The organism is Vibrio gallaecicus (genome assembly GCF_024347495.1).
Classification (GTDB): Bacteria; Pseudomonadota; Gammaproteobacteria; order Enterobacterales; family Vibrionaceae; genus Vibrio; species Vibrio gallaecicus.
Window position 1 is genome coordinate 2,957,730 of the sequence record NZ_AP025490.1, and the last position, 15,951, is coordinate 2,973,680.

General features: G+C 41.8%; 20 protein-coding genes. 8 read left to right on the forward strand and 12 right to left on the reverse strand.

Annotated elements, in window-relative coordinates; all coding sequences use genetic code 11:
* Positions 1-23: 23 nt before the first annotated feature.
* The 7 genes from rpsG to fkpA all read right to left on the reverse strand — a co-directional run bounded on the left by rpsG (position 24) and on the right by fkpA (position 3,879).
* Complete coding sequence (gene rpsG / locus OCU78_RS12970; RefSeq protein WP_012604916.1) at positions 24-494, reverse strand: 30S ribosomal protein S7; 471 nt, start codon at positions 492-494, stop codon at positions 24-26.
* A 103-nt stretch (positions 495-597) separates the two neighbouring features.
* Positions 598-972: a 30S ribosomal protein S12 gene (gene rpsL / locus OCU78_RS12975; protein ID WP_017035800.1), complete on the reverse strand. Its 375-nt coding sequence runs from the start codon at positions 970-972 to the stop codon at positions 598-600.
* 181 nt (positions 973-1,153) lie between these two features.
* Positions 1,154-1,429 carry a sulfurtransferase complex subunit TusB gene (gene tusB, locus OCU78_RS12980; protein ID WP_137375125.1) on the reverse strand — a complete coding sequence of 92 codons (276 nt, stop codon included), beginning with the start codon at positions 1,427-1,429 and terminating at the stop codon, positions 1,154-1,156.
* Positions 1,430-1,437: 8 nt separating this feature from the next.
* Positions 1,438-1,794: a sulfurtransferase complex subunit TusC gene (gene tusC, locus OCU78_RS12985; RefSeq protein ID WP_137375124.1), complete on the reverse strand. Its 357-nt coding sequence runs from the start codon at positions 1,792-1,794 to the stop codon at positions 1,438-1,440.
* Entirely contained in the window at positions 1,791-2,189 is a 399-nt protein-coding gene (gene tusD / locus OCU78_RS12990; protein WP_137375123.1) for a sulfurtransferase complex subunit TusD, read from the reverse strand. The genes tusC and tusD overlap by 4 nt, the downstream gene beginning before the upstream one ends.
* Positions 2,186-2,908, reverse strand: coding sequence for a helix-turn-helix transcriptional regulator (locus OCU78_RS12995; RefSeq protein ID WP_137375122.1), 723 nt, complete (start codon positions 2,906-2,908; stop codon positions 2,186-2,188). The genes tusD and OCU78_RS12995 overlap by 4 nt, the downstream gene beginning before the upstream one ends.
* Before the next feature lie 185 nt (positions 2,909-3,093).
* Positions 3,094-3,879, reverse strand: coding sequence for an FKBP-type peptidyl-prolyl cis-trans isomerase (gene fkpA / locus OCU78_RS13000; RefSeq protein ID WP_137375121.1), 786 nt, complete (start codon positions 3,877-3,879; stop codon positions 3,094-3,096).
* Between the two features lie 131 nt (positions 3,880-4,010).
* On the opposite strand from fkpA, the gene OCU78_RS13005 reads away from it, so the two are divergent.
* Both OCU78_RS13005 and OCU78_RS13010 read left to right on the forward strand, forming a co-directional pair.
* Complete coding sequence (locus tag OCU78_RS13005) at positions 4,011-4,991, forward strand: WD40 repeat domain-containing protein (RefSeq protein ID WP_137375120.1); 981 nt, start codon at positions 4,011-4,013, stop codon at positions 4,989-4,991.
* Between the two features lie 2 nt (positions 4,992-4,993).
* Positions 4,994-5,221, forward strand: coding sequence for a SlyX family protein (locus tag OCU78_RS13010; protein WP_137375119.1), 228 nt, complete (start codon positions 4,994-4,996; stop codon positions 5,219-5,221).
* A gap of 121 nt (positions 5,222-5,342) precedes the next feature.
* Here OCU78_RS13010 and OCU78_RS13015 read toward each other — a convergent pair whose 3' ends face one another.
* The 5 genes from OCU78_RS13015 to kefG all read right to left on the reverse strand — a co-directional run bounded on the left by OCU78_RS13015 (position 5,343) and on the right by kefG (position 9,835).
* Complete coding sequence (locus tag OCU78_RS13015) at positions 5,343-6,323, reverse strand: isoaspartyl peptidase/L-asparaginase family protein (protein ID WP_137375118.1); 981 nt, start codon at positions 6,321-6,323, stop codon at positions 5,343-5,345.
* Positions 6,324-6,485: 162 nt separating this feature from the next.
* Positions 6,486-7,073: a peptidylprolyl isomerase gene (slyD, locus tag OCU78_RS13020; RefSeq protein WP_137375117.1), complete on the reverse strand. Its 588-nt coding sequence runs from the start codon at positions 7,071-7,073 to the stop codon at positions 6,486-6,488.
* A 97-nt stretch (positions 7,074-7,170) separates the two neighbouring features.
* Positions 7,171-7,371, reverse strand: a complete 201-nt coding sequence (locus OCU78_RS13025) for a YheV family putative zinc ribbon protein (RefSeq protein ID WP_137375116.1) — start codon at positions 7,369-7,371, stop codon at positions 7,171-7,173.
* A 66-nt stretch (positions 7,372-7,437) separates the two neighbouring features.
* A complete protein-coding gene (kefB, locus tag OCU78_RS13030) occupies positions 7,438-9,240 on the reverse strand; it encodes a glutathione-regulated potassium-efflux system protein KefB (protein ID WP_137375115.1) in 1,803 nt (600 codons plus the stop codon).
* Positions 9,227-9,835, reverse strand: coding sequence for a glutathione-regulated potassium-efflux system ancillary protein KefG (gene kefG, locus OCU78_RS13035; protein WP_137375114.1), 609 nt, complete (start codon positions 9,833-9,835; stop codon positions 9,227-9,229). Before kefG ends, kefB begins: the two co-directional genes overlap by 14 nt.
* Before the next feature lie 195 nt (positions 9,836-10,030).
* Between kefG and OCU78_RS13040 the strand changes: the two genes are divergently transcribed.
* The 6 genes from OCU78_RS13040 to crp all read left to right on the forward strand — a co-directional run bounded on the left by OCU78_RS13040 (position 10,031) and on the right by crp (position 15,842).
* The gene (locus OCU78_RS13040; protein ID WP_137375113.1) at positions 10,031-11,953 is read left to right on the forward strand and encodes an ABC transporter ATP-binding protein; all 1,923 of its coding nucleotides are present in this window, start codon (positions 10,031-10,033) and stop codon (positions 11,951-11,953) included.
* Complete coding sequence (locus tag OCU78_RS13045) at positions 11,950-12,429, forward strand: TIGR02444 family protein (RefSeq protein WP_137375112.1); 480 nt, start codon at positions 11,950-11,952, stop codon at positions 12,427-12,429. Before OCU78_RS13040 ends, OCU78_RS13045 begins: the two co-directional genes overlap by 4 nt.
* 251 nt (positions 12,430-12,680) lie before the next feature.
* Positions 12,681-13,658 (forward strand): hydrolase, encoded by a 978-nt coding sequence (locus OCU78_RS13050; RefSeq protein ID WP_137375111.1) that lies wholly within the window; start codon positions 12,681-12,683, stop codon positions 13,656-13,658.
* Between the two features lie 81 nt (positions 13,659-13,739).
* Positions 13,740-13,952 (forward strand): YheU family protein, encoded by a 213-nt coding sequence (locus OCU78_RS13055; protein WP_137375110.1) that lies wholly within the window; start codon positions 13,740-13,742, stop codon positions 13,950-13,952.
* 146 nt (positions 13,953-14,098) lie between these two features.
* Positions 14,099-14,968 (forward strand): phosphoribulokinase, encoded by an 870-nt coding sequence (locus tag OCU78_RS13060; RefSeq protein WP_137375109.1) that lies wholly within the window; start codon positions 14,099-14,101, stop codon positions 14,966-14,968.
* A gap of 241 nt (positions 14,969-15,209) precedes the next feature.
* A complete protein-coding gene (gene crp, locus OCU78_RS13065) occupies positions 15,210-15,842 on the forward strand; it encodes a cAMP-activated global transcriptional regulator CRP (protein ID WP_017036097.1) in 633 nt (210 codons plus the stop codon).
* Positions 15,843-15,951 lie beyond the last annotated feature (109 nt).

Genomic DNA, 15,951 nt, shown 5'->3' on the forward strand with positions numbered 1-15,951 from the left:
GAACCTTGCTGCACTGAAAGGTATTACCAGCGGTAATGTGCGAACGCTTTGTTTGCGTCAGCCATACGGTGAACGTCTTCACGTTTCTTAACCGAAGTACCTTTGTTCTCAGACGCATCTAGCATTTCAGCAGCTAGGCGTTGAGCCATAGATTTTTCACCACGCTTACGCGCAGCTTCAACTACCCAACGCATAGCAAGAGCGTTACGGCGAACCGGACGAACTTCTACAGGTACTTGGTAAGTTGAACCACCCACACGGCGAGATTTAACTTCTACCGCTGGGCGAACATTTTCAAGAGCTTCTTCAAATACAGCTAAGTGATCTTTACCAGATTTCTCAGCCATAACTTCTAGTGCAGTGTAAACAATCTTCTCTGCAGTAGATTTTTTTCCGTCAACCATAAGGATGTTAACGAATTTTGCCAGCAGTTCAGATTTGAACTTAGGATCTGGAAGGATCTTACGCTGGCCTATAACGCGACGACGTGGCATGGAATTTCTCCGTTGTCTTCTTCAGGTTTTTTCCAAAACTTTTCAGAATAATAAATAAATAGTGTTTGGCCTTACTTAACGCTTTCTTTTTAAAAAAGACGCATTAAGACTTAGGACGTTTCACACCATACTTAGAACGACCTTTCTTACGGTCGTTAACGCCTGCACAGTCAAGTGCACCGCGAACAGTGTGGTAACGCACACCTGGTAAATCTTTAACACGACCACCACGGATAAGAACAACACTGTGTTCTTGAAGGTTATGACCTTCGCCGCCGATGTATGAAGTAACTTCAAAGCCGTTAGTTAGACGAACACGACATACTTTACGTAGTGCTGAGTTCGGTTTTTTTGGAGTAGTAGTATATACGCGAGTACATACACCACGTTTTTGTGGGCACGCTTCTAGTGCTGGCACGTTGCTTTTAACAACTTGCTTTACACGAGGTTTGCGAACCAACTGGTTAATAGTTGCCATTAACTAGCTCCTGATTTACTTAAAAGTAAGCTTGATGAAAAATCTAGACCCTATACACAGAGTGTAAATAGGGACGCAAAATTCTATTCAGCAGTGGGATGTGTGTCAAGAAATATACAGATCTTTTTTAGCCATCTAGAGCTCAGGAAAATTTACACATCCATAGCCCCTTTAGATATCACTACCAAGTTATTGATTTTAAATACAATATCGTCAAATCAACAAATCCTTCAAAATCTACTTGTTCAAAGGTTTCACTGACTAAATTTTGTAGACCTCGACTTTGTAGATCAGCTTCTAGGACTGATACCTTATTTAAGTCGTGTAATTGTGCGTGGTATTCATGATTTGGGAGGGAAGCATAAACCGATTCTTCAGTCAAAATAAGCTGATCACCTTCAGAAAAAAGCTGAAAAACTAAAGGAAGTTTGCTTAAAGATTTTACGATATGAAGCATATTCGACCTTAAAAGGTTAATAGTTGGTCACAAAGTGATAACTTATTTATGATGTCGTCTCCCGAAAGGCATTCAACCTCGATAAGAAGCTTATCCTTACTCAGACCGAATTTTTTTAGGCTAGATTGGCAAACATATACATTCTCAATATCATATAGATCCATCAGTTTAAAAGCTGATATATAATCTCGGCTAAGCACCTTGTCTGGACTTTGATCTTTGAGTAATTGAGTGACTCCATCACCTAAAAAGAATACGGAAATATCTTCTGTATATGCTGAAGCTGCAAGTAGTGCGTCGAGTCCTTCTCGCCCTGAAGAGGTGCTATGAGGAAAGTGGTGAAAAACGAATGCTAACTTCTTCAAAACTGTACAACCCTATCTTGGCTTAATAACGCTTCAGCCAAGCTTCCCAAACCACTTTGGGAGAATCCCTCAGCTAGGTTTGATGCACTTAACTTATGCTGACTAGCCTCATCCTCACCTATGATTCCTCTTCTTAATGCAGCCGCCACACAAGTTTCTAAACTGACGTTATGCTCAGACGAGAGAGCTTGCCATGCCGCGACTAGATCAAACTCATCATTGGCGGGCACCGTTAAACGCGAGCCATTGGTGACTCCATCTTGATAGAAAAAGACGCTTTTAAGCTGATGCCCTTTCTCTATTAACGCCTTTGCAAACAAATACGCATTACGTGCAGACTGGGAGCCATACACGGGTCCATTCACTACAAGTGTGTATGTAAGGAGAGAACTCAACTTTCTTCATCCTCTGTCTTACGTTGACGAATGTAGAGGTAAACCGTATGTTTTGAAATATTAAGACGATCAGCAACCCGGTTAATCGCATCTTTAATATCAAAGATACCTTTATCATAAAGCTCCATCACTATTTGACGGTTTTTAGTATTATTCGAAACGGCTTTGTCCGCATTAATTTCTTCAATTGTGCGTTCTACTGTTTGGTCAACGAGCTCTTCTACATCACTCGCAAAGTTCACAGAGGATGCAGCCTCTTCAGCTTCTTGAGTAGGCATAAATGAATGTAATACTTGAGAAAAAGGAGCATCAAGGTTGACGTTGATACACAGTAAACCAATCACTCGGTGATCACCGTTTCGGATCGCAACTGTGATTGATTTCATTAATACTCCGCCTTTTGCGCGAGTAAAATATGAACGTGAGAAATTCCTTTCTGACCCTTCTATATCTTTTAGCATTTTCAGTGCTAGATCAGTAATAGGCGAGCCGACTTGGCGCCCGGTGTTCTCGCCGTTAGCAATCTTAATCGCTGACGTATTAAGATCTTCTAATGAGTGCAAAACGATTTCACAAAACGGACCGATAAGGCTAGCGATACCATCGACAACCGCTTCATAAGATCGAAGAATTATTTTATCGTGTTCGCTGAATGGCATTACATGGACCGATTCCATTTCAAGCAACATATCAGCATTGAGAGTTTCTGTAGTTGTCACTAATCCCTTACCTTCGTCTGAAAAATCAACAAATTTATGTAAGTTTATCAGAAAATTTGAAATGAACACCTAGCTAACATTAGAACTAGTGATTTAGAACAACTTCTATTTTCAAATATTATCCTTAATACAAAAAGAAAAGGCCTAACCTAAATTAGACCTTTACGTATTGCTTAAAGCGCTAATTATTGAACGGCAGTCTCTTCGCCGTTATCAATTTTTAGAAGCTCAACTTCAAATACTAGTGTTGAATTTGCTGGAATTGTCGGTGTATCTTGCTCACCGTAAGCCAATTCTGGCGGGATAACAAACTTGTACTTAGAACCCACTTGCATGAGTTGAACACCTTCAGTCCAACCAGGGATCACTCGATTTAGAGGGAAAGTCGCTGGTTCACCACGATCGTAAGAACTATCGAATTGAGTGCCATCAATCAAAGTACCTTTGTAATGTACTTGAACAGTATCTGAATCTTTTGGCGACTCACCTTCAGCTGAAGACAGTACTTGGTAAAGTAGACCTGATTCAGTTTGACTTACGCCTTCCTCTTTCGCGAATTCGCTGCGGAAGTCATTGCCAACTTTCATCGCTGCTGCTGCTTTTTCAACAGCTTGAGCTTGCATCGTTTCAGCAACACGCTTGTCTAGTGATTCTAGCGCAGCGCGAGTTTCTTCTTCATTCAGCTCAGAATTTCCAGCGAATACATCTTCGATACCCTTAAGTACGATGTCTTTGTCTAGATTAATACCTAGCTCGCTTGGCTTATCAATACTTGTGCTTAGGTAGTTTGCGAACGAAACGCCAATTGCGTATGCCGCTTTATCATCGTCTGATTTAAAACTAGTAACTTGGCTTGCTTCTGCTTGCACTTGCTCAGTTTGTGGCGCTTCTGCTTGTGGCTCTTCTTTCTGACAACCAACTGCTAACATAACCGTTGCAGCAAGAAGCGATACTTTTAAAACTGATTTCATTAAAATCTCCAATTAATGGCCAAGCCATTGGTTATTGTGCACAAATCTTATGATTAGATTGGTGTGAATAGGTTAGTTATACCAATATACTAGTTATATGTCTGTCGACACAAACCGGATTATTAGAAGTGATGCGAATAATTTCTCACTCATTGCTATATGCAATTGTCATCACCCTGTTAAATGGATGTCTGTTCTCTGCTAAAGAAGAACAACGCTGGGAAATAGAGCCGAGCGGTACCACCAGCTTCGCACTTAGCCGTGATGGTCGCTTTGCTTTACTTTACTCCAAGCAAAAACACCTTCTGCTTTGGGACCTAAAAGAAGACCAAGAATTGGCGCAACTCGGTCAACAAGACCCTGCTGCCAATTCAGTATCCAAGATACGTATATCAGACAATGGTCGCTATGCCATTACTGCAAGCCAACTCAATTTTGCCGTTTGGGATTTATCTTGGACTCAAGCTGAAGGGCTTTGGTCGATATCTGACGGTCTCATTCGCGATGTGGATATATCAAGCAACGGTGAAAAAGTATTGCTTGGGCTATCCAACGGTAAAGCTATCTATGTGGACTTAGTCACCGGTCGGCGCCTAGAGTTCCTTGCTCACAGAGAAAAAGTCAATTCTGTTGCGCTTTCATCCAATGGTCGCTTTGCACTCTCTGGTGGTAATGACTATAAAGCTTACCTTTGGGATACCGAAACTGGCTTGGTGATACGACAGTTTGAGCATGAACAACGTGTGAATAGAGTCGCTTTACAGCGTGATGGTGAGCTCGCTTTTACTTCTGATGGCGGTAATCAAGCCATTGTTTGGGACTTGAATGATGCTGAGAACCAGACTCCACTCAAAAGTTGGTCTCGCCAGCTTATATTCTCAAGTGCACGATTTTCAGATGACGGCTCCAAACTGGTAACAGGCACTCCAGCAGGGCAAGTCAATGTGTGGGATACTCAGAGTGGTGAGCGAATGTCAAAGTACCAAGTGGAACCACTAAAAGATACTCGCCCTCCACGTGCGGTAGTGTATGATGCAGCCTTTGATTCACAGCAGCGAGTGATTACCGCTACTTCAGCTGGTATTGCACAAGCTTGGAAACTCGACGACTAATTATGACGGATAAAAACCTTCAGCCATTGCAAGATCGCATTGAAGATCTTGAGTGTAAGCTAGCCTTTCAAGAACAGACCATTGAAGAGTTAAACGATGCTTTGTCTCAGCAGCAATTATTGATAACTAGAATGCAAGACCAGATGAAGTTTGTCGTTGGCAAAGTAAAAAACATGGATAACTCCAACTTAGCTGATGTATCAGAAGAGACACCACCACCGCATTATTAAGAATGGTGTGATAACTACTATCGCTGATGAAAAGTATACAAAATAAAAGGTAACCATGTATATTGGTTACCTTTTTATTTTATAGGATTCTTACTTTCTACAAGTTCATTCTTACGGCTATCTATTCATCCGCGTAAATTTTCACTTCGACCTTACCGTGAATATCAACACTTGCTCGGTACATCCCAGAGCTATTCATTCCAAAATGAATATCCCCTTTGCTATCGACAGCAATTAAGCCACCTTCGCCACCCATTGCTTTTAAGTCTCCTTGAATAATATGCTCACAAGCCGTATGCACATCTTCCTTCAAATATCTCATTCGAGCAGCAACATCACCGGCAACCATTTTTCTTAAAAAGAACTCGCCCATTCCAGTAGTAGACACAGCAACATTGCCATTTTCAGCCATGGTACCCGCACCTACAATTGGTGAATCTCCTACTCGTCCGTACTTTTTATTCGTCACCCCACCAGTACTTGTGGCAGCGGCAAGGTTTCCTTGCATATCTAAAGCCACAGCTCCAACAGTTCCGTATTTTTTATCATCTGGATATTGAGTTTTTGCTGATGGTGGCTCGGATGGATCTGGATCTTTTGACTCAGAAAGGGCAAATAAGCCTTTTTCCTTCATCGACAATAATTGCTCATAGCGACGTTCAGTAAAGAAGTAATCTTGTTCTGTATATTCATAATCATGCTCAAACGCGAATTTTTCAGCACCTTCACCAATCAATAAAACATGGTTACTTTTATGCATCACATCACGAGCCAGCTCAACAGGGTTCTTAATATGACGAACCCCAGCAATCGCTCCAGCATCCATTTCCAAACCATGCATAACAGAAGCATCCATTTCAACAAACTCATCATGAGTCAGTACAGAACCTTTACCCGCATTAAAATGTGGGCAATCTTCCATAACTTTTACCGCTTCTACTACCGCATCTACAGCGTCACTACCATTCTGTAGTACATGGTATCCAGCCAGGACTGACTTTTTGAGTGCAGAAATAATCTCTTGATGAAGTTCATCACTCATTTGAGAGCGTAAAATCGTACCTGCACCGCCATGAATTGCTATTGAAAAAGGTTGAATCATTACAGTTCTCCGTTGAACTTGAACTTGAACTTGAACTTGAACTTGAACTTCTCAGTATCAATATAACCGAAAGATGTTCAATGTAATTTTCTTTGAGGCATAAAAAAGCCCCCATTTAAGGAGGCTCTTATTCAATGCGTTAATACACTGAAAGCTCGATTCTTAGTGAGAACCGCAGCTACCGCCGCCGCAACAGCCGTCTTTTTTCTCTTCACCGTGGTCGTGATCTTCACCACCACAACAACCGCCTTCGTGATCATGCTCATGATCGTGACCACAGCCGCCTTCTTGGTGTACGTGACCGTGTTGAACTTCTTCTTCAGTCGCTTCACGAACTGCTACCACTTCAACGTCAAACGTTAGAGTTTGGCCAGCTAGCATGTGGTTGCCATCAACAACAACTTCGTCGCCGTCTACTTCAGTCACTTCTACAGGAATAGGACCTTGATCAGTGTCTGCTAAGAAACGCATGCCAACTTCGATTTGCTCAACACCTTGGAATACATCAGCAGGAACACGCTGAACTAGAGCATCGTTGTGCTCGCCGTAAGCGTCTTCAGGAGTAACAGTTGCAGAGAATTTATCACCAGCAACTTTACCTTCTAGCTCAGTTTCAAGACCAGTAATTAGGTTGTTGTGACCGTGAAGGTAATCTAACGGAGCTTCGATTGTCGATTGGTCAACAACTACGCCGTCTTCAAGTTTTACTTGATACGCGACACTAACTACTACGTTCTTTTCAATTTTCATGGGAGCTCCAAGGAGGTTGAACTAGGCTCTTTTACGCATCGAGCCTAAGAATAAAATTTATACATCGACATTATGGGGATGAATTGCTGAAACTCAATCATTCTGGCTTAAAAATACCAATCATTTCCTGCTTAGCATGTTCATTTTTTTCTACAGCTTTCGGTTTTCTTTGTTCCGAGAAGTCACATTCCACACATTCTACGAGCTCTATATTATTCTCAATCCACCAGCGTAGGGTGTCTTGAGTACTACAACTAGGGCAGCTAGCACCCGCTATAAAGCGTTTTTTCTGTTTCACGTTATCTATCCTTTACGGCTTTGGTTTTTAGTAGTTAAGCCACTTAGGCAACAAATGCCGATACAATTATTGCCAGTAATTTCGAGATTGACGATCATTTTCCATCTCATGACCAAAAATCTCTTCAAGCTCTTTACGGGCTTCTTTAGCTCTTGAGGCTAATTCTTTATCTTCAGTATGCTGAGGCAGCAATTCTTTTAACATAGCATTATCTAACTTTCTAAAATGTGCTTCGGCTCTTTTTGCTTTATATGGATGCATACCTAATTCGGTCAGTGTCTGTCGACCTAGATCTAGTGCACCTAAGAAAGTTTCCCGAGAGTAATTATCCACGCCATGATTCATCAATTGATACGCTTCTACCCGGCTTCTTGCTCGTGCAAGTAACTTCAAACGTGGAAAGTGATGGCGACACAAATCAACAATTTTCATGATTTCATCAGGTGAATCCGTACAAATCACCATAGCTTCGGCTTTATCCGCCCCTGCAGCTCTCAATAGATCAAGTTGAGTAGCATCACCATAAAATACTTTATAACCAAACTTTCTTAAAAGGTGAATCTGGCTTGCGTCGCTTTCAAGTACTGTAATTCGAATTTTATTGGCATACATAAGACGCCCGATAATCTGACCAAAACGACCAAAGCCCGCAATAATGACCCTTGGGCTACGATCAATCACATCCGAAGACATACCACCATCTTCTTCACTAATTTGATTTAATTGCTTAGCAAAAAACTTATCCTGCAACTTCAGCATCAATGGTGTTGTCACCATAGATAAGCTCACTACCACTAATAGAAAAGAAGCTTGCTCTGCAGTTAGAATGCCTTGGGTACTTGCGGCGGTAAAAATAACAAAAGCGAATTCACCACCTTGGCTTAGAATCATTGCCATTCGGCTTCTGGCTTTAGGTCCAATTGAAAATGCTCGTGCCAAGTAATACAGAATCAAGCCTTTAGCTATTACTAACCCAGCAACAGCGATCAGTACTTCAAATGGTGCTAAAGCTAATAAGCCTAAATTAACGGCCATGCCCACCGAAATAAAAAACAAGCCAAGCAATAATCCCTTAAATGGCTCTATTGCAATTTCTAGCTCATGGCGATATTCACTTTCGGCAAGCAGCACACCCGCTAAAAAGGTGCCAAGAGCCATCGAAAGCCCAATTTTCTGCATTAAAACGGCAATACCAATGACCAGTAATAGTGCTGCAACAGTAAATAGTTCTCGTACGCCACTCATTACAACATAGCGAAACAGTGGTCTTACTAAATAGTGACCACCGATAAATAAACCAGTAACCCCAGCAATCATCCACGCGGCATCATGCCAGCCGCCACCAGAACTACCGGCAAGTAGTGGCAAGATAGCAAGCATAGGAATAACGGCAATATCTTGGAATAGCAAAACCGCGAAGCCAGAATCACCAGCTTCTTTACCCGCTAGCCCTCTCTCTTCGATGACTTTTAACGCTATTGCGGTTGAAGAAAGGGCAAGCCCCATACCTATCACAAGGCTGACTTGCCAGCTATCAACAAACAAACTAGCAATTGCCATAATAAATAATGTGCTTAAGATAACCTGAGCGCCACCTAACCCTAAGATTGGTCCACGCATTTGCCACAGTTTTTTAGGGTTAAGCTCTAATCCGATGAGGAACAGGAGTAAGACAACACCAAATTCAGAGAAATGTAATATTGCTTCCACGTCACTTATTAGCCCAAAACCCCATGGACCAATCGCAACGCCAGCTAATAGGTAACCGAGAACAGAGCCAAGCCCAGCTCGCTGCGCAATAGGAACTGCGATAACTGCAGCTGATAGAAAAATCACACTACCTTGAAGAAAGTCATTAGTCAGAGCCATCTTGCGCTCCCGAGTGTTGAGTTAAATCTTCCGGTAAAATAACTAAAGGGTTACGTAACCAGTCTCGATATTGATCAGCATGTTGATAACGCTCTGCATCCGAAACATTTCTCGCCCAGTGCAAAACTAAAGGCTCCATCCAGTTCATTTTACAAAGTAAAGCCGTCAACTCGAACGGTTGTAAAATTTCTTGAAGAGGATATTTATTATAGCCGCTCTCACCGAATGCTTCTTCTTTACCACCTGTAGTTATCACACTGCGCCAATATTTACCCTGCAACGCTGTTTCGTCACCGAATGCAAAACCTTTACATAACACGCGATCAAACCACTCCTTTAAGAGTGATGGACATGAATACATAAACAAGGGATGTTGGAAAACAATCACATCATGCTGATTTAACAATTCATGCTCAAAAGGAACATCAATAAAGAAATCCGGATACGCAGCATAAATATCATGCACTTTAACGTGATGCAACGACTCGATTTTTTTGATCATCACCTGATTGGCAATTGAGCTTTTCGGCTCAGGGTGAGCGTAAATAATCAGCACTTTAGGCACTGAATCGTTAGCTAATGGTGTATTACTCATTCCTTCGAAACATTCCTTACAAAGCAAAGCGTTGAAACAACGTTGGTTTATCAAAAATAAAACCGTACGTATTCAAGTAAAGGTTATCAATATGTTATCTGCATCATAACCCAAATTGCATTGTGATCGACTTTTATCTGGTTTACGCCTACTATGCCTGTCGTCTGCCCACCTCTAATTTCAATTGCTACTTCTATGATTACTTTTTCTGATATTCAACTGCTTCGCGGCGGTAAACCATTACTTGAACAAGCTTCAGCAACAATCCAACCTGGCGATAAAGTCGGTTTAGTCGGAAAAAATGGCTGTGGTAAATCTACATTATTTGCACTTATTAAAGATGAGCTTTCTATTGATGCCGGTACCTTTAGCCAACCCGCTCACTGGGAATTAGCGTGGGTTGCTCAAGAGACGCCTGCATTAGAGCGAACGGCCATTGAGTACGTGATTGATGGAGATAGAGAATATCGAGGATTAGAAGAGCAACTGGCTAAAGCTGAACAAGATGATAACGGCACTTTAGTGGCTGAGATTCACGGTAAAATAGAAACGATTGGCGGCTACACCATTAAATCACGCGCGGCCGAACTGTTAGATGGTTTAGGTTTTAGCCAAGAGCAAATGTCATGGAACTTGCCACAGTTTTCTGGTGGTTGGCGAATGCGTTTAAACCTAGCGCAAGCACTGCTATGCCGAAGTGATTTACTGTTACTCGATGAACCAACCAACCACTTAGACTTAGATGCTGTGATGTGGTTAGAGCGCTGGTTGCAAAACTACCCTGGTACACTTGTACTGATTTCTCACGATAGAGACTTCTTAGATCCGATTGTGAACCGTATTATTCATGTTGAAAACCAACTCCTGAATGAATACACGGGTAACTACTCGTCTTTTGAAACACAGCGTGCTCAGAAGCTAATCCTTCAACAAGCTATGTACCAAAAGCAGCAGAAACAAATGTCGCATATGCAAAGCTACATTGACCGTTTTCGTTACAAAGCATCAAAAGCTCGCCAAGCTCAAAGCCGTATTAAAGCATTAGAAAAAATGGAACAAGTGCTACCGGCTCAATTTGATAATCCATTTAGCTTCCAATTCAAAGAACCCGACGCCTTACCCAATCCGATCATGATGATGGACGAGGTATCAGCTGGCTATGGTGACCACCTCATCCTAGAAAAAATTCGTTTAAACTTAGTACCAGGCAGCCGCATTGGTTTACTTGGTCGTAATGGCGCAGGTAAGTCGACACTGATTAAACTGCTCTCGGGTGAACTAAAGCAGCAAGGTGGTGAGTTAAGTTATTCACAAGGCGTTAAGATCGGATACTTTGCTCAGCACCAATTGGAAACTCTGCACCCTGAAGAAACACCATTGCAGCACATGATGCAAATTGCGCCAAAGCACACAGAACAGCAGTTGCGTGATTACTTGGGTAGTTTTGGCTTCCAAGGTGAAAAAGCCATGGATAAGGTCGCACCTTTCTCTGGTGGCGAAAAAGCACGCCTCGTGTTGGCATTAGTCGTTTGGCAAAAGCCGAACTTACTTCTACTTGATGAACCAACCAACCACCTTGATTTGGATATGCGTCAGGCTCTGACTTTTGCCTTACAAACATTTGAAGGCGCAATGGTTATTGTCAGCCACGATAGGTACTTACTCCGCGCGACAACTGATGATCTATATTTAGTACATGACAAGCAAGTTGCTCCTTTTGATGGTGACCTAACTGACTATTACAAATGGTTATCAGAGCAACAAAAAGTCGAGCGTAAAGAAGCGCAAGCACTTGCTCCTGCAAAAGAAAGCACCAATAGTGCTGCCGCTAAAAAAGATCAAAAGCGTCGTGAGGCAGAATTCAGAAAACTGACTGCACCAATTCGTAAAAAGCTGACTCAATTTGAAAAGAAAATGGACTCGCTGACACTTTCTTTAGAAGAAGCCGAGCAAGAATTGTCAGATACTTCTCTTTATGAAGCTGAAAATAAAGCTAGACTTAATAAAGTATTGGCACAGCAAGCAACCAGCAAATCTCAATTAGAAGAAGTTGAAATGGACTGGATGGCAGCTCAAGAAGAACTAGAGCAAATGGAACAGGATATAGATAGCCTATGAGCCTAGAGCACGTAACGATATCACTAACACTTGAACGACTCTGGCAGTTCAGCCTTCAGTATTACAGTGTGCGTGAAGTAAAAGATGCGTGCTTATCTCTCCAAAATAATTTCCATGGTAACGTTAATTTGCTGCTGCTACTTAAATGGCTAGATGAGCAGCAAGTTAGCTTTCACGAAGAGGACTGGCACAAAGTCCAGCAATGTTTAAGTCGCTCAGAGGCTTTACTGCACAGTTATCGCGAGCTCAGAAAGCACCTAAAGCATCATGTATCTGATTCTTTATACAGAGAAGCCCTTCAGTTTGAACTCCAGCTTGAGAAACAACAGCAGTCGGATCTAGTAGATTGCATTAATACCCTCCCCCTCGATACCAACTATCACGAGCCTCTGGTTTTACGCTACTGCCGTCTACTGGGTGGAGAATCCCTATACTCGGCTTTTGCAGAACCAGCTCCGAACATCGCTAATCAATAGCTTTTAATCTCAGAAAATTTTCTATAATCAAAACCGTTTATCTTGTCTATTTTAATATTAAGTCCCTAATTGCATTTACTTATTACGGCTTACTATATCCAGAAAGTTGAGTTGTTCTTTACTCGTTCAATAAGCCAGCATTGCTTCCATTCAGATAAACCCAACACTTGCACTCAACGCCCTGATAGACCAAGCTCAAAGAATGAAATACAAAAGATAATTACTCATTAACGGATGGACTGAGTTTTTCTATGACCATATTTACCGCAGCTGCGGGCTTATCAAACCCTCACCTACAGACTCTGGTGCCACGGTTTATTCGTAAACAGACTCTGTTTAAACCCACTTGGCAAACCTTAGATACACCAGATGGTGATTTTCTCGATCTTGCTTGGAGTGAAGAGCCAACAGGTGAACAGCTAAAGAAAAAACCTATCTTCGTGTTATTTCACGGGCTAGAAGGCAGTTTCGAAAGCCCTTATGCTAACGGCTTAATGAATGCTTTCGCAAAAGACGGGTGGTTATCCGTCATGATGCACTTTCGAGGATGCAGCGGAAAACCGAACCGATTAGCCAGAGCCTATCATTCAGGCGAAGTAGAAGATGCGCGCTTCTTTCTTGAGTTTTTAAACAAACAATTTCCAGACAACCCTAAAGTAGCCGTAGGTATTTCTTTAGGTGGTAACATGCTTGCTAATTATCTAGCCGATTACGCTGACGATCCTTTACTATCAGCAGCAACTATAGTTTCAGCCCCTTTTGATCTTGCCAGTTGTTCAAGCCGAATTGAGCAAGGCTTCTCTAAAATCTATAAAAAGTACTTATTAAATTCACTAAAAGATAATGCATTGAAAAAAGGGCAGATCCTGCTTGATGAACTGGGGATCAGCGCTGAATCCATCAAGAACATTCGTCACTTATACGAATTTGATGAAAGGATTACCGCGCCACTGCATGGTTTCAAAAACGCTCAAGATTACTATGTAAAATGTTCAGCTCTTTCAAAATTACAAAAAATCAAACTGCCAACTCAGATCATTCATGCTAAAGATGACCCATTCATGACAGATGCCGTGATCCCTAAATTTGTACTTCCAGAAAATATCGATTATCGCCTATTCCAGCATGGTGGCCATGTTGGATTTATCACTGGGAACACCTTAAAACCTCGCTTCTGGCTAGAAGAAGCACTGCCTGCCTACTATGAAAGTATTCAAGATTCGGCATAATGGTTGCCTTATTTTCTTTCGTCATTTCCATGAACCAATAAGGTTCTAACCAAAAGCTGACCGTAAAATAGAGATGTATTTATGATCATTCCATGGCAAGACATTGCACCTGAAACATTAGAAAACCTCGTTAAGGAGTTTGTGCTTCGTGAAGGTACTGATTACGGGGATGTTGAAATTTCTCTACAAAATAAAATTGACCAAGTAAAAAACCAACTGAAGACAGGCGATGCCAATATCGTCTTTTCTGAGTTGCACGAAACTGTTGATATTCAGCTACGTCATACAATGTGAAGTTGAGTTTAAGCAATGAATGGAATCAAAGAACAACAATAAGTAGAGTAACCGTATGGCAGGGAGCTATGCTGCGCTAGCCAGTGAGCCATGTTATAGTGAAAGCGATTGCTAACAAGTAAGTTACTACAAAGACAAGGGTTGTCATGTCCGCTAAACATCCAATTATCGCAGTAACGGGTTCATCAGGAGCCGGTACAACTACAACTTCCGAAGCCTTTAGAAAAATGTTCAATATGATGGACGTAAAGGCAGCATGGGTAGAAGGCGATAGCTTTCACCGCTTCACTCGCCCAGAAATGGATGTAGAGATCCGTAAAGCACGCGAACAAGGAAAGCACATCAGTTACTTTGGCCCACAAGCCAACGACTTTGGAGCACTGGCTGAGTTTTTCCGTAAATATGGTAATGAAGGTACAGGGCAAGTACGCCGCTACCTTCATACTTTTGATGAAGCCGTTCCATATAATCAAATGCCAGGCACTTTCACGCCTTGGCAGGATATTCCTGAAAACTCGGATGTGATGTTCTATGAAGGACTACACGGTGGTGTTGTGGATGGCGACATTAATGCCTCACAACATGTCGATTTATTGATTGGCATGGTACCCATCGTAAACTTAGAGTGGATTCAAAAGTTCGTCCGAGATACTCGCGACCGAGGGCATTCTCGTGAAGCGGTAATGGACTCCATTGTTCGTTCAATGGACGACTATTTGAATTACATTACACCACAATTTTCACGTACTCATATCAACTTCCAACGTGTTCCGACAGTCGATACATCAAACCCTCTGAACGCAAAAGGAATCCCTAGTTTAGATGAAAGCTTCGTAGTCATTCGATTGCGTGGCATTAAAAATGTCGATTTCCCATACCTTTTAGCAATGATTGATGGCTCATTTATGTCGCGACATAATACGCTAGTCGTGCCAGGCGGGAAGATGAGCTTTGCTATGGAGCTCATTGTTAGACCTATCCTTCAACAGCTGATTGAAACTGGAAAAATAGGTTAACAGAACGTCATTTTATCAGGTTACTTTTCATACCGTGATCATGTGCACAATTTTGCGTAAAAAATCGCAGCTTGGTCACGATTAAAATCAAGAAATAGTGACTGAAAAAGGATACTATTTTAGTCCGAAACAAAAGATAGCTTGCAGCACTGAAAAAGTGCTCTTACCCTAAAGCCTAATTTAGGCTTAGCTAATTAATACGGAAAGCAGCAAGCATACCCTGCAGAGGAAGTGAGATATTATGGTTCTAGGTAAACCTCAAACCGATCCAACATTAGAATGGTTTCTGTCACATTGTCATATTCATAAGTACCCTTCTAAAAGCACGCTAATTCACGCTGGTGAAAAAGCGGAAACCTTGTACTACATCGTAAAAGGTTCTGTTGCGGTTCTAATCAAAGATGAAGAAGGTAAGGAGATGATTCTTTCTTACCTAAACCAAGGTGACTTTATTGGTGAGCTTGGTCTATTTGAAGAAGACCAAGAGCGTACTGCTTGGGTTCGTGCTAAATCTCCTTGTGAAGTGGCTGAAATTTCATTTAAGAAATTCCGTCAACTTATCCAAGTGAACCCAGACATCTTAATGCGTCTATCATCTCAAATGGCTAATCGTCTACAAGTGACTAGCCAAAAAGTAGGTGACTTAGCTTTCCTTGACGTGACTGGTCGTATCGCTCAAACGCTACTAAACCTAGCTAAACAGCCAGATGCAATGACTCACCCAGACGGCATGCAAATCAAGATCACTCGTCAAGAGATCGGTCAGATTGTTGGCTGTTCACGTGAGACTGTTGGTCGTATCTTGAAGATGCTAGAAGAGCAGAACTTAATTTCAGCTCACGGTAAGACTATCGTTGTTTACGGTACTCGCTAATTTTTAATCGCTCTAGCTAGCAATTAAAAGCCGAGACAAATATTAAAGCCACCAGCTGCAAAGTTGGTGGCTTTTTCTTTTCTAGGCTCTAGGTTCTAGGTTCTAGGTT

What these genes read in the sequence shown, in the direction of transcription:
- OCU78_RS13045 (WP_137375112.1), top strand. Translation starts at nt 11,950, where the DNA reads ATGAGCCTAGAGCACGTAACGATATCACTAACACTTGAACGACTCTGG.
- OCU78_RS13055 (WP_137375110.1), top strand. Translation starts at nt 13,740, where the DNA reads ATGATCATTCCATGGCAAGACATTGCACCTGAAACATTAGAAAACCTC.
- kefB (WP_137375115.1), bottom strand. Translation starts at nt 9,240, where the DNA reads ATGGCTCTGACTAATGACTTTCTTCAAGGTAGTGTGATTTTTCTATCA.
- OCU78_RS13040 (WP_137375113.1), top strand. Translation starts at nt 10,031, where the DNA reads ATGATTACTTTTTCTGATATTCAACTGCTTCGCGGCGGTAAACCATTA.
- tusB (WP_137375125.1), bottom strand. Translation starts at nt 1,429, where the DNA reads ATGCTTCATATCGTAAAATCTTTAAGCAAACTTCCTTTAGTTTTTCAG.
- OCU78_RS13010 (WP_137375119.1), top strand. Translation starts at nt 4,994, where the DNA reads ATGACGGATAAAAACCTTCAGCCATTGCAAGATCGCATTGAAGATCTT.
- OCU78_RS13050 (WP_137375111.1), top strand. Translation starts at nt 12,681, where the DNA reads ATGACCATATTTACCGCAGCTGCGGGCTTATCAAACCCTCACCTACAG.
- OCU78_RS13060 (WP_137375109.1), top strand. Translation starts at nt 14,099, where the DNA reads ATGTCCGCTAAACATCCAATTATCGCAGTAACGGGTTCATCAGGAGCC.
- crp (WP_017036097.1), top strand. Translation starts at nt 15,210, where the DNA reads ATGGTTCTAGGTAAACCTCAAACCGATCCAACATTAGAATGGTTTCTG.
- OCU78_RS13015 (WP_137375118.1), bottom strand. Translation starts at nt 6,323, where the DNA reads ATGATTCAACCTTTTTCAATAGCAATTCATGGCGGTGCAGGTACGATT.
- kefG (WP_137375114.1), bottom strand. Translation starts at nt 9,835, where the DNA reads ATGAGTAATACACCATTAGCTAACGATTCAGTGCCTAAAGTGCTGATT.
- OCU78_RS13005 (WP_137375120.1), top strand. Translation starts at nt 4,011, where the DNA reads ATGCGAATAATTTCTCACTCATTGCTATATGCAATTGTCATCACCCTG.
- slyD (WP_137375117.1), bottom strand. Translation starts at nt 7,073, where the DNA reads ATGAAAATTGAAAAGAACGTAGTAGTTAGTGTCGCGTATCAAGTAAAA.
- rpsL (WP_017035800.1), bottom strand. Translation starts at nt 972, where the DNA reads ATGGCAACTATTAACCAGTTGGTTCGCAAACCTCGTGTAAAGCAAGTT.
- rpsG (WP_012604916.1), bottom strand. Translation starts at nt 494, where the DNA reads ATGCCACGTCGTCGCGTTATAGGCCAGCGTAAGATCCTTCCAGATCCT.
- fkpA (WP_137375121.1), bottom strand. Translation starts at nt 3,879, where the DNA reads ATGAAATCAGTTTTAAAAGTATCGCTTCTTGCTGCAACGGTTATGTTA.